Origin of the sequence: Kitasatospora sp. GAS204B, from assembly GCF_029892155.1 — a bacterium.
Taxonomy (GTDB): Bacteria; Actinomycetota; Actinomycetes; order Streptomycetales; family Streptomycetaceae; genus Kitasatospora.
Map to the genome: position 1 here is coordinate 114,101 of NZ_JARZAG010000005.1, position 12,133 is coordinate 126,233.

Annotated in this window: 13 protein-coding genes; 9 read left to right on the top strand and 4 right to left on the bottom strand. The window is 73.5% G+C overall.

Features of this window, described 5'->3' with window-relative positions; translation table 11 throughout:
• Position 1 precedes the first annotated feature (1 nt).
• Positions 2 to 2,113, top strand: a complete 2,112-nt coding sequence (locus P3T41_RS08875; protein WP_280689081.1) for a prolyl oligopeptidase family serine peptidase — start codon at positions 2 to 4, stop codon at positions 2,111 to 2,113.
• A gap of 44 nt (positions 2,114 to 2,157) precedes the next feature.
• Here the strand turns inward: P3T41_RS08875 and P3T41_RS08880 are convergent, their stop codons facing one another.
• Positions 2,158 to 2,970: an arylamine N-acetyltransferase gene (locus P3T41_RS08880; RefSeq protein ID WP_280689082.1), complete on the bottom strand. Its 813-nt coding sequence runs from the start codon at positions 2,968 to 2,970 to the stop codon at positions 2,158 to 2,160.
• A 103-nt stretch (positions 2,971 to 3,073) separates the two neighbouring features.
• Between P3T41_RS08880 and P3T41_RS08885 the strand changes: the two genes are divergently transcribed.
• The 5 genes from P3T41_RS08885 (at position 3,074) to P3T41_RS08905 (ending at position 7,141) form a co-directional block, all read left to right on the top strand.
• The gene (locus P3T41_RS08885) at positions 3,074 to 4,054 is read left to right on the top strand and encodes a magnesium transporter CorA family protein (RefSeq protein WP_280689083.1); all 981 of its coding nucleotides are present in this window, start codon (positions 3,074 to 3,076) and stop codon (positions 4,052 to 4,054) included.
• A gap of 384 nt (positions 4,055 to 4,438) precedes the next feature.
• On the top strand, positions 4,439 to 4,831 hold the full coding sequence (locus P3T41_RS08890; RefSeq protein ID WP_280689084.1) for a transglycosylase family protein: 393 nt from the start codon (positions 4,439 to 4,441) through the stop codon (positions 4,829 to 4,831).
• Positions 4,832 to 4,971: 140 nt separating this feature from the next.
• Positions 4,972 to 5,523, top strand: coding sequence for a hypothetical protein (locus P3T41_RS08895; protein ID WP_280689085.1), 552 nt, complete (start codon positions 4,972 to 4,974; stop codon positions 5,521 to 5,523).
• A 97-nt stretch (positions 5,524 to 5,620) separates the two neighbouring features.
• Entirely contained in the window at positions 5,621 to 6,832 is a 1,212-nt protein-coding gene (locus P3T41_RS08900) for an MFS transporter (protein WP_280689086.1), read from the top strand.
• 63 nt (positions 6,833 to 6,895) lie between these two features.
• The gene (locus tag P3T41_RS08905) at positions 6,896 to 7,141 is read left to right on the top strand and encodes a hypothetical protein (RefSeq protein ID WP_280689087.1); all 246 of its coding nucleotides are present in this window, start codon (positions 6,896 to 6,898) and stop codon (positions 7,139 to 7,141) included.
• A gap of 305 nt (positions 7,142 to 7,446) precedes the next feature.
• On the opposite strand, the gene P3T41_RS08910 is transcribed toward P3T41_RS08905, so the two are convergent.
• The 3 genes from P3T41_RS08910 to P3T41_RS08920 form a co-directional block, all read right to left on the bottom strand.
• On the bottom strand, positions 7,447 to 8,127 hold the full coding sequence (locus P3T41_RS08910) for a DUF6629 family protein (RefSeq protein ID WP_280689088.1): 681 nt from the start codon (positions 8,125 to 8,127) through the stop codon (positions 7,447 to 7,449).
• A 44-nt stretch (positions 8,128 to 8,171) separates the two neighbouring features.
• Entirely contained in the window at positions 8,172 to 8,450 is a 279-nt protein-coding gene (locus P3T41_RS08915) for a hypothetical protein (protein WP_280689089.1), read from the bottom strand.
• A 63-nt stretch (positions 8,451 to 8,513) separates the two neighbouring features.
• Complete coding sequence (locus tag P3T41_RS08920) at positions 8,514 to 9,116, bottom strand: superoxide dismutase (RefSeq protein ID WP_280689263.1); 603 nt, start codon at positions 9,114 to 9,116, stop codon at positions 8,514 to 8,516.
• 260 nt (positions 9,117 to 9,376) lie between these two features.
• Here P3T41_RS08920 and P3T41_RS08925 point away from each other — a divergent pair, with 260 nt between their 5' ends.
• The 3 genes from P3T41_RS08925 (at position 9,377) to P3T41_RS08935 (ending at position 11,965) form a co-directional block, all read left to right on the top strand.
• The gene (locus tag P3T41_RS08925) at positions 9,377 to 10,228 is read left to right on the top strand and encodes an ADP-ribosylglycohydrolase family protein (protein WP_280689090.1); all 852 of its coding nucleotides are present in this window, start codon (positions 9,377 to 9,379) and stop codon (positions 10,226 to 10,228) included.
• A gap of 274 nt (positions 10,229 to 10,502) precedes the next feature.
• On the top strand, positions 10,503 to 11,159 hold the full coding sequence (locus P3T41_RS08930) for a ScbR family autoregulator-binding transcription factor (protein WP_280689091.1): 657 nt from the start codon (positions 10,503 to 10,505) through the stop codon (positions 11,157 to 11,159).
• Positions 11,156 to 11,965, top strand: a complete 810-nt coding sequence (locus P3T41_RS08935) for an NAD(P)-dependent oxidoreductase (RefSeq protein WP_280689092.1) — start codon at positions 11,156 to 11,158, stop codon at positions 11,963 to 11,965. Before P3T41_RS08930 ends, P3T41_RS08935 begins: the two co-directional genes overlap by 4 nt.
• Positions 11,966 to 12,133: the final 168 nt, after the last annotated feature.

The following is a 12,133-nucleotide window of genomic DNA, read 5'->3' on the forward strand; positions in this document are numbered from 1 at the left end:
GGTGGCGGATCAGCGGCCCGACCCGGTGGCCTCGGCGCAGGCGGCGCCGCTGGCCGAAGCCCTGCCGGACGCCCCGGGGGCCCGGGACGCGCCCAGCCCGGTGACCGCCCACGGCTGCTGGTACCCGTCGGCGGACCCGGCCGGCGGGCAGCTGGCCTTCATCTGCAACCGCGGCGGCGTGCCGCAGCTGTGGACGGGCTCGGCCGACGGCGGCGAGGTGCACCTGCTGGACGCCGGGCCCGACCCGGTCCTGGAGGTCTCCTGGTCCCCGGACGGCCGCTGGATCGCCTACACCACCGCCCCCGGCGGCGGCGAGCACACCCGGGTCCTGTGCGTGCGCCCGGACGGCAGCGACCGCCGGGTGCTGGCCGGTGCCGCGCCCGGCAGCACCGCCTATCTGGGCCGCTGGACGCGTGACGGTTCGGCGATCGCCGTCACCGCCACCGACCCGCCGTCCGGCCTGCTGGTCGCCGAGCACGGCGCCGCCCCGCTGTCCGCCACGCCGTACGGGCAACCGCCCCAGGAGCCGTACCCGAGCGGCTGGGCCAGCCGCAACGGGCGCTCGGTGCTGCTCGGCGGCGCCGGGCCCGAGCAGCCCGGCAGAGCGCTGGTCCCGCCACCGCCGGCCCCCTACGGACCCGCCCCCGAGCCGCACCTCTCGGGCGGCGGCCTCGCCGCCTACCTGGCCGATCCGGCCGGTGCCCGGCCGCCCGAGCTGCTCGCCACCGAACCGGCGGGCGCCACCCTGCGGGTCTGCGACACCACCCCGGACGCCCGGCTCGTCCTGCTGCTGCGCGGACCACGCGGGCGGCGGGAGGCCGTGGTGCTGCGGACCGGCAGCCGGGAGACGGCCTGCACGGTGCCGGTGGCCGACGGCGATCCGTGGATCGGCCGCTTCTCGCCCGACGGCCGGGCGCTGTACCTGCGCAGCGACGTCGACCGCGAGTTCGCGGCCCTGCTCACCGCCGAACTCGCACCCGACGGCAGCTGCCGGCGGCTCGTGGTGAGCGCCGAGCGGCAGGACGCCGACCTGGAGCTGCTCTCGGTCCGCGACGACGGGCGGACCGCCGTGCTGGCCTGGAACATGCGCGGGTGCAGCGAGTTGGAGACCCTCGTGCTGCCCCCGACCGGGGTCGGCGGGCTCGACGGCAGCCGCGTCCCGCTGCCGCACGAGGTGGTGACCCGGGTCAGCCCGGCCGGTCCGCGCGGCCTCGCGCTGGCCGTCTCCGGCTCCGGGCGGCGTCCCGGCGTCTGGCACACGCCCGACGGCGCGGCACTCGCCCGCACGCCGTGGTCCTCGCGTGACGAGGACGCCGTCGCCCCCGGCCGGCCACCGGTGCGACCCGAGCACCTGCGCCTGCGGGCCCGCGACGGGCTGGAGTTGGGCGGCTGGCACTACCGCGCGCTGGGCCGTGACCCCGGCCGCCAGGCGCCGTGCGTCCTGCATCTGCACGGCGGCCCCGAGCAGCAGGAACGACCCGTCTTCGACCCGCTGTACCACGAGTTGCTCGGCCGCGGCCTGGACGTCTTCGCCCCTGACGTGCGCGGCTCGCTGGGCGCGGGCCGCTCCTTCGTCGACGCCGACCTGGGCGCCGGGCGCCTCGCGGCGATCGACGACGTCGCGGACTGCGCGGCGCACCTGGTCACCGCGGGCCTGGCCGACCCCCGACGGCTCGCCGTGATGGGCCGCTCCTACGGCGGCTACCTCACGCTGGCCTCGCTGGTCTGGCATCCGGAGCTGTTCCGCACCGGTGTCTCGGTGTGCGGCATGTCGGACTTCCTGACCTTCTTCGCCGGCACCGAGCCGTGGATCGCCCGCTCGGCGGCCGCCAAGTACGGCCACCCCGAACGCGACCGGGACCTGCTGCACACGCTCTCCCCGATGAGCCGGATCGACGCGCTGCGGGTACCGCTGCTGGCCGTCCACGGGGAGCACGACACCAACGTCCCGCCGGGCGAGTCCGAGCAGATGGTCCGGGCCGCCCGGCAACGCGGCATCCCCGCCGAGCTGCTGGTGCTGCCCGACGAGGGCCACGACTTCGTCCGCACCCGCAACCGGGTGCTGTTCCGCCGCACCGCGGCCGACTGGATCGAGCGGCACCTGGCCGGGTGAGCGGTGCCGGCACGGACGCGGCACGAGCGGACCGGCCGGACGCCTCAGCTCACCACGAGGCTGCCCGGCGGCGGCACGATGCCGAACTCCGCCTCCAACACCGCTGCCACCTCCCGCTCGCCCGTCACCGTGCGCTCCTGGACGGTGCCGTCCGGGCCGGTCACGGTGAGGGTGTCCCCGACCAGCAGCAACTGGCCGTCCGCCAACGCCCGTTGCACGTAGAGCCGTTGCCGGAACGGCGAGCGCGGGTGGGTGGCCACGTACCAGTTGGCGACCTGACAGTCGGATGCCTGGAACGGCTCCTCGGTGAACGCGTACTGGTCCTGCCAGGCGTCGTCGTGCCAGGCCTGCAGCACCAGGCCCGGCAGCGGACCGCCGGACGGCTCGGCCAACAGCCGGCGCCGCCGCCGGCCACCGCTCCACTCCGTACCCGCCAGCAGCGGCAGCGGTTCCAGCAGCGCGCCGGCCGCACCGAAGCCGACGTCCGCGAGGTAACGGTGCGGCTCGCCCGGCACCTCGACGGCCAGCAGCATGTGCGTGCGCGGCCGGATGTCACCGGGCCCCGCCCCGACCCGGACCCGGGCCGTCAGCCGGGTGACCGTGAAGCCCAACTGCTCCAGGACGGCGGCGAAGAGCGTGTTGTGCTCGTAGCAGTAACCGCCGCGCGGGCCGTCGACGAGCTTGGCCTGCAAGGCGTCGAGGTCCAGCGAGGGCGCCGTGCCGCCCAGCGCTTCCAGGTTCTCGAACGGGATGCCGCAGATGTGCGCCCGGTGCAGCGAGCGCAGCGTCTCGGCGGTGGCCCGGTGCTCGCCGTCCCAGCCGATCCGGGCGGCGTAGCGTTGAAGATCGACAGTCATACCCGTCACGGTACGGCGCGGCGGTCAGGGGGCAGCAGTCAGGGGCAGCGGGCCACCGGGGGACGCCGACGCAGGGTTTGACGCGGGGCTTAGGGTGTCCGCCATGATGCGCACCAGGCTGTACCGCAACGGCACCTTGAAGCTGGAGAACTTCCCGGTCCAGGACATCTCCGAGTACATCGGCGACCCGGAGTCGACGGTGTGGCTGGACGTGCACGACCCGGACTCCACCGCCTTCGAGACGATCGTCGAGGAGTTCGGCCTGCACGCGCTCGCCGTCGAGGACGCCCGCAACGAGCACCAGCGGCCCAAGCTCGACCGCTACCGGACCCACCTCTTCCTCTCCGCCTACGCGGTCTGCCCCGACCCCGACCCCGACAGCGCGGCGTTCAGCGTCGGCGAGGTCGCCGCCTTCATCACGCCCAACGCCCTGATCACCATCCGCAAGGGCGCGCACTGCGACATGGAACGGGTGGTCCAGCGCTGGGACAACGCCCCGGAGCTGGCCGAGCACGGCGTGGGCTTCCTGCTGCACGGGCTGCTCGACTACCTGGTCGACAGCCACTTCCAGGCCGTCCAGCTCCTGGACGAGCGCATCGAAGCCCTGGAGGACCTGCTCTTCGAGGACGGCCCGGAGCAGATCCAGCAGGTCCAGCGCACCTCCTACGAGCTGCGCAAGAGCCTGGTGAAGCTGCGCCGCGTGGTGCTCCCGATGCGCGAGGTGGTGAACTCGCTGCTGCGCCGGGACGTGCAGCTGGTCGACGAGGCCCTGATGCCGTACTACCAGGACGTCTACGACCACGTCCTGCGGGCCACCGAGTGGACCGAGTCGCTGCGTGACCTGGTCAGCACGGTGATGGAGACCAACCTGACGGTGCAGGGCAACCGGATGAACATGATCATGAAGAAGGTGACCAGCTGGGCCGCGATCATCGCCGTGCCCACCGCCGTCACCGGCTTCTACGGCCAGAACGTCCCCTACCCCGGCTTCGGCACCCAGACCGGCTTCTGGGCCTCGACGATCATCATGATCGCCCTGTCCGGGCTGCTCTACGTCGCCTTCAAGCGCCGGGACTGGGTCTGACGGCTCGGGTGTGAGGGCTCGGGTGTGACCTGGGCCATCCGCGCGGCCGTTGCGGATCTTCGCGACGTGGGCGCTGGGTCAGGGGCCGCTCACCGGGTGTCGACAATGTGGGCGGCCTCACCCCGCACCGGCGGTGACGGCCACCACATCCACCACCCCCACCCCGCCCACGACCGCGAGTTCTCGCACCCCCCGACCCCCGCCTACCGCCGGTAATCCGCCCCCGACCTGCGGCTATCCCCCCAACCCTTGTCCCCCCGCCAGCACCCCCCGTAGCTTCGAAACCAGCGCGGCAAGCACCACAGCGCCGCACACCCCCCCCGATCAGCCAGGCCCCCACGGGCCCGGTTCCCCCTGCCCACCGGCACGCCCGAGAGGACCCGCATGACCTACCGCAACGAGACCACCACCACCGCCACCGCCACCACCGCCCGCAAGCACAACCGTCGACGCCTCGCCGTCCTCGGCGGCGCGCTGGCCGTCCTGCCGGTCGCCGGTCTCGTCACGGCCACCACCTCCTCCGCCGCCCCCGAAACCACCTGGGACAAGGTCGCCCAGTGCGAGGCCACCGGCAACTGGGCCATCAACTCCGGCAACGGCTTCTACGGCGGCCTCCAGTTCACCCCCTCCACCTGGAACGCCTTCGGCGGCACCCAGTACGCCCCCCAGGCCAACCAGGCCACCAAGGCCCAGCAGATCACCATCGGCGAAAAGGTCCTCGCCGCCCAGGGCCCCGGCGCCTGGCCCATCTGCTCCGTCAAGGCCGGCCTCTCCTGACCCGTTCACGGGTGGGCGATCACCGCTGAACCCCACCGGGTGCGGCTGCGTACTGTGAAATGCGGACCCGCCGACGCGGGCCGATGAACCGGCCGCACCGCAGCCGCGCGGAGCCGGGGTTCCAGCGGAAGAAGTCCGTCATGAAACGTGGCATCGCCCTCGCGCTCGGCGCGACCGCCGTCGCGGCACTGGCCGCCGGCTGCGGCAGCTCGACCAGCAAGACGGCCACCCCGTCCGCCACACCCTCCCCTTCGGCGTCCGCGCCCTCGAGCGGCACACCCGCGACCGGAGCCGCCACGCTGAAGGTCGCGAGCTCGCCGCTGGGCCAGGTCCTGGTCGACGGCGCCGGGCGCACCCTGTACCTGTTCCAGGCCGACACCGGCACGACCTCGAACTGCAACGGCGCCTGCGCGATGGCCTGGCCCCCCAACATCACCACCGGGCAGCCCAACAGCAACGGGGTGAACGCGTCCCTGGTCGGCACGACCACCAGGATGGACCACTCGACCCAGGTGACCTACAAGGGCCACCCGCTCTACTACTTCGCCGAGGACACCAAGCCCGGCCAGACCAACGGCGAGGGCGTCAACGCCTTCGGCGGCGCCTGGTACGTGGTCAGCCCCAGCGGCGACGCGATCACCTCCGCACCGAGCATGCAGAGCCCCGCGCCGAGCACCGGCGGCGGATACTGACGACTGGTCAGGACAGCGGCGGGCCAAGGTTGTTGGGCACTCCGCCGTCCGCCCGCACCCCCCTTCCGCACAGCTGGCACTGCGCTCCGGAGAACCGATGGCATCGATCGGCAGCGCCACCGCCCGGACCCGCCCGCACCGCCGCGGCGCGACCGCGGTGGTCGCCGGCGCGTTCTGGGCGACCATGGTGGGCACCACCATCCCCACGCCGCTCTACCCGCGCTACGAGGCCGCCTTCGGCTTCTCCTCGCTGATGGTCACGGTCGCCTTCGCGGTCTACGCCCTCGGCGTGGTGGCCGGCCTGCTCTGCTTCGGTTCGCTCTCCGACCGGCTCGGCCGCCGCCCGGTGACCGCCACCGCGCTGCTGCTGGCCATTGCGGCGGCAGGCGTCTTCCTGGCCGCGGACGGTCTGGGGCTGCTCCTCTTCGGCCGGGTGCTCTCCGGCCTCGCCGCCGCGCTGGTCACCGGCGCGGCCACCGCCCACCTCACCGAACTCGCCGCGCCCGACCGGCAGGTCAGAGCCGGCCGGATCGCGCTGGCCGCCAACATGGGCGGCCTCGCCGGCGGCCCGCTGCTCGCCGGCTTCCTGGCCCAGTGGGCACCTGACCCGCTGCGGCTGGTCTGGCGCGTCGACGCCGCCCTCGTCCTGGTCGCCCTGCTGCTCCTGGCCGGGGTACCGGAGACCGTCACCCGCCGCGCCGGCAGCCGGCTGTTCGCGCTCTCGCTGCCCCGGATCCCCGCCGACCTCCGCACACCGTTCCTGCACTGCGCGCTCGCGGCGGGGTCGGGGTTCGCGGTGCTCGGCGTGCTCACCGCCACCACCGGCCTCTTCTTCGCCCAGGTGCTGAGCCTGAGCACCCCGGCGCTGTCCGGGGCGACGGTCGCCATCGCGTTCGTCTGCACCGGCCTGGGCCAGCTGCTGGCCCGGGGTCTGGCATCCCGCCGGGTGCTGCCCACCGCCTGCCTGGGCCTGCTCGCCGCCGCCGCACTGATCGCCACCGCGATGCTGACCGCCACACTCGCCCCGCTGATGGCCGCCGCGGTGATCGTCGGCCTCGCCACCGGGCTCGCCGTCGGCGCCGGCATCGCGCTGATCACCGAGCACGTCGCACCGGCGGTTCGCGGCCAGGCGTTCTCGGCACTGTTCGCGGTGCTCTACGCGATGCTGGCGCTGCCCGCGATCGGCGTGGGCGTCCTCATCACGGCCACCGGCCTGCGCACCGCGGGCGCGGTCTTCGCCGCGGTGGTGGCAGCCCTGGTGCTGGGGGTGCTGGCGAGGCTGCCGCGCGCCCGTGACGTGGTGGAATAGCGCGCACCACACGCCCGTTGACCTGTACACCTGCCGGGTCATCAGGGAAGGGCTGAGGAGATCATGTCGTCGCTGGAAGAACCGTCACGACCCCTACCACTGGTGACCGCCTGCGGCCGCCGGATCGAGGTCGGCGCACTGCGCGTGGCCATCCCCGGTCGACCCATCGACCGCATCACCCTGAACGTCGGCCCGGAACGCGGCGGCCGCTCCAAGGTCTGGGCCGGCCTGAGCCCCACCGAGGCCCGCGCCCTGGCCCAGCTGCTCCTGGCCCAGGTGGCCCACGCGGAGCACGACGCGGCGGGCTGACGCCGGCCGGGCCACGTCCGTCGCAGCCACGCACAGGTTCAGGCAGTGCTATCTGGCGACTCCCCGCGGGCCTACGCGATCAAGGCCGTGCGTGCGACAGCCTCCGGACGGGAGGGTGAGAGCGCCGGCAGGCTCGAGTGCCGCTGGCAGCGCGAACAGCTCCCGGAGGTGATTCGCGAACTCGTCCTGGATGATCAGCGGTTGCGCAACGAGATCTGCTGGTCGGTCTTCGACTGTTGACGGGCGTGATGGCGTGTCTGGACTGCCCGACCACACGCCGTGGCCCGACGAGCCTCCGGCCTCGCCTACCGCTCCGCCACCGCCCGAGCCCCGCCACGCCCCGCCGAACCGATCCAGCGCAGCAGCACCACGCTGACCAGCGCGGCCAGCGCACACCAGGTCGAGATGAACGCCAGCCGCCAGAGCAGCGCGCACACCACCGCCGCGCCACCCACCAACCAGCCGAGCAGCCGCAACAACCGGTCTCCGCTCGCCAGCAGCGCGCCCACGGTCGCCAGCAGGTAGCCGGTCAGCAGCAGCGGGACGTACGGGATACCCGTACCGAAGGTCAGCAGGTGCCGGTGGGCCTCGGCGGTGACCGGGTGGGTCAGTACGGCTGCCAGCAGCAGGGCGGCGACCGTGACGCCGAGCAGCGCGAAGCCGGCCCGACGCCGGTGCGCGGCGATCGACGAGGCATCCGCACTCGGCGGCCCCAGGGCGCACCAGACACCCGCCGGGACCAGCGCCGGCAGCACCGGCAGCGCGATGAGCACCCAGGCGGTGCGTGCCCAGAGCGCGGGACCGGCGCTGATCCGGCCGTCCACGCCGAGCCAGACGGCCGCCTCGGTCAGCTGATGGACGCCCAGTAGCAACGGCACCGCCGCCAGCGGCAGGTCCCGTGCCCGCCGGACCCGCGCCAGGCAGAGCAGCCCGAGCCCGGCGACAGCCGTGCCCGTGACGAGATCGGCCTCGGCGCTCCAGCACATCCAGGCCTCCCGCGGCTCCCCGCCCGGAACTCTCTGACAGCAGCTCAGAACGGCGCCGGACCGTCGGCGGAGACGAGCAGGCCGCCGGAGCCGATCTCGTTGCCGGCCCCGTCGAAATCCGCCTCGCGGCCGTCCGGCAGCCGCAGCCGACCGGCGCCGACCTCCGCCATCAGCTCGAAGTCCTCCTCCCGGTCCGCCTGGAGGTGTCCGCCCCAGCCCTGGCTCCCGTCCGGCGAGCGGCGGGTGGCCAGGTCGGCGTGGACCACGATCTCGAAACCCCGGTCGATCAGGGTTGCCAATCCTCGATACACGTTCTCTGTCACGCCGCCAGTCTCGGCTCTCCCCGCCCCACCCGCATGCCGGGCGGCGCGATCCGGCGGCCGGTGTCAGCCGCCCTGGACGGCGGCGAACCGGGTGGCGACGTCGTTCCAGTCGACGACGTCCCAGAGCTTCTCGACGTAGTCCGGGCGGACGTTGCGGTACTGCAGGTAGTAGGCGTGCTCCCAGGCGTCGAAGGCCAGCAGCGGGGTGGTGCCCTGGCCGACGTTGCCGTGGTGGTCGTAGACCTGCTCGACGACCAGGCTGCGGCTCAGCGGCTCCCAGGCCAGCAGGCCCCAGCCCGAGCCCTGGACGCCGACGGTGGCGGCCGTGAGCTGCTTGCGGAACGCCTCGAAGCCGCCGAAGTGCTCCTCGATCGCGGTGCCGAGCGCGCCGTCGGGGCGGTCGCCGCCGTCCGGGGAGAGGTTCTGCCAGAAGAGCGAGTGCAGCACGTGCCCGGAGAGGTGGAAGGCGTGGGTCTTCTGCAGGCCCACCAGGTTGCCGAACTGGTCCTTGGAGCGTGCCTCGGCGAGCTGCTCCAGGGTGTCGTTGGCGCCCTTGACGTAGGCGGCGTGGTGCTTGGAGTGGTGCAGTTCCAGGATCTCGGCGCTCATCGCGCGCTCCAACGCCGAGTAGTCGTACGGGAGGTCGGGAAGCGAGTAGGTGCCCATCGGGACACGGCCCCTTTCGATCGTGATGATCATGCCTGGGCTCACTATTGCGCATGGGTTGCAATAGCGTCCACTGTGCATCACCATTGTCGAGCGCGAGGCCGGCCCCGTCAGCCGTGGACAGCACTCCCCGTGTGGGCGCGCGTCCTTCCTGATGACTGACGATCGTCTTCCCAACCGGCGCCCGCCGGGACATCCGGGCCGGCCTCGCCTCAGGACCACCCCTCGGTCGCCAAAGGCGCCGGTAGTACAGTGCGCTGATGGTCTTTCTGGCCCTGGCCCGCGGCCTGCGCACCGCGCTCGACCGCGGCCCGCTCACCCCCTTGCGACTGGCGCCGCCGGTCCGCGAGGAGTTCGTCGACTGGTCGAAGTCCCCCGACAACAACCGCGGTCCAGGCCGGACCTGCCTGGAGGCCTGCTGGCTGCTCAGCGCGCCCGACCGGCCCTGGCAGGACGCCAGCCAGGTCGGCTCCAAGGGCTGCGGTGCGAACATGCGGGTCGCCCCGATCGGCCTGCTGCCCGAACTGACGGAGCGTCAGCGCTCCGGCGCCGCACAGCTGCAGTCCGCGCTGACCCACGGCCACCCCACCGCGCTGGCGGCCAGCGACCTTACCGCGCACGCCGTCTGGCTGCTGGCCGAAGGCGCGGCGCCCGCCGAACTGCCGGGGCTGCTACGGGCGTACGCGCTCGCCAACCGGACCAGGTACGACGACTTCTGGCTCGGCGACCTGGTGTCACGCGCACACGATCACTCGGCCGCCGAGTTCATCGCCCGGGGCTGGGACGACTGCCTGGACGCGCTCGACCGGCTGGACGCGGCACTCGCCGCCCCCGACCTCGACGCCGACCCGTGCCTGGCCACCGGCGAGGGTTGGATCACCGAGGAGGCCCTGGCCACCGGACTGCTCTGCTTCCTGCTGCTGCCCGACGACCCGGTGGCGGCGGTCCGCCGGGCTGCCTACTCCTCCGGCGACTCCGACTCGATCGCCTGCCTGACCGGCGCGTTCGCCGGCGCCCACGCCGGGGCGGACGCCTGGCCGCAGGAGTGGGTGCGGCGGATCGAGTACCGCGACGAGTTGCTCGCCTTCGGCGCGCTCTGGGACGGCAAGTAGCGGGGCCAGTAGCCTCCCGGTCCTGACCCTCGTTCGAGCCCGTTCGGCGCGGTGGCCGCAGTGCCGCCGCGCGCCGAACCATGCCCGCCGGCCGCCCCGGTCCGCCGCGCTCCCGGCCGCTGCGGCCGGGCAAGGTGACGAAGTCTCCACCCGTACCGGCCCGTAGGCCGTTCGCATCCTTCGAGGCAAGCCCTTCTCTCGTACAGTGAGGAACTTGCCGTGCATAACGTAACGAATGCTCGTTTTGTTTATCGAGGCGTGAGGGAGATCTTCGATGGCGGAGCCGAAGCAGGAGAGAGCGATCCGGACCAGGGCCGTGCTCATCCGCGCGGCGGCGGAGGTCTTCGACGAGCTGGGATTCAGCGGCAGCAGCCTCAACAAGATCCTGCAGCGGTCCGGCACCACCATGGGAGCGCTCTACTTCCACTTCGAGTCCAAGGAAGCGCTGGCCAGGGCGGTGATGGCCGCACAGGCGACCGATCTGGCACTGCCGCCCGGCGTGGACGGGCTGGCCCGCCTGATCGACATCACCAGGGACCTGGCCCGCCAGCTCCAGCACAATGTGCTGTTCCGGGCCGGCGTCCGATTGGCCGTCGAGCAGGGGGCGTTCGGGCTACGGGACGGCACCGCGTACGAGCTGTGGATCGCGGAGTTCGAGCAGCAGTTGGCGGCGGCGCGACGGCGCGGCGAGTTGCTGCCGGAGGTGCATGGGCCGGAGTTCGCCCGGCTGCTGGTCGGGGCGTTCAGCGGCACCCAACTGCTCTCGCAGATCGCCACCGGGCGCGCGGATCTGCCCGAGCGGATCACCGCGCTCTGGCGCTACCTGCTACCCGGGATCGCCGTCGCGGAGCTGGTGCCGCAGCTGCGTTCGACGCTCGATGCCGGCGCCACGGCTGCGAGGGCCACCGCCGGTGTCGGGGTGAACCGGTGAGGCCCTGGACGGTCGTCCTCACCGGAGCCGGCGGGTTCATCGGCGGGGCCACGCTCGACGCGCTGCGGCGGACGCACGAGCCCGACGGCCGTCCGGTGCGAGTGCGGGCGGTCGTCCGGACCCCGCCGCCGAGCGACGCCGACCGCGCTCCCGGGGTGCGGTGGGTGACGGCGGATCTCACCGATCCGGCATCGCTGCACGGCCTCTTCGAGGGCGCGGACGCGGTGGTGCACGCCGCCTCGTACGTGGGCCCGGACGAGGCGACGGCCGACGCCGTCAACCGGGCGGGAACCGCGAGCCTGATGGCGCGGGCGAGCGCGGCCGGCGTGCCACGGCTCGTCCAACTCTCGACCGTCGCGGTCTACGGCCGCGGCCCGCACCGGGGCGCCGCCGAGGACGAACTGGCCCCCGCTCCGGGCTCGGTGGCCAGTCGCACGCGGCTCGCCGGCGAGGCGTCGACGCTGGCCGCAGGTGGCCTGGTGCTGCGCGCCGGGCTGGTCCTCGGCGCGGGTGACCGCTGGGTGGTGCCGGCACTCGCGGATCTGGTCCGACGGGTGCCGGCCCACTGGGACGGCGGGCAGGCCCTGCTGTCGGTGGTCGCGGTCGAGGACCTGGCCCGACTGCTCACCGCCGCCGCGCTGGCACCGCGCCCGGTCACCGGCGTCTACCACGCGGGCCACCCGGCGCCGGTGCGCAATCGCGACCTGCTGGCGGCGCTCGCCGAACACGACCTGCTGCCACCCTGGCAGCCGACCTGCCGTGGCCCGACTGCCTGCGCCGGCTACGGTCCACCGACGGATGGGTGAGCGAGCGCCAGTTCGTCCTGCTGGGCCGCGACCACTACTACCGCAGTGACCGCGCCTGGCAAAGCCTCGACTGCCCGCCCGGGCCGGGGCCACTGGCCCGCCTCGACTCGGCGGCCGCGTGGTACCGGGACCACCTTCGGATCAGCACGTCAGGAACTCGTCCGGAAG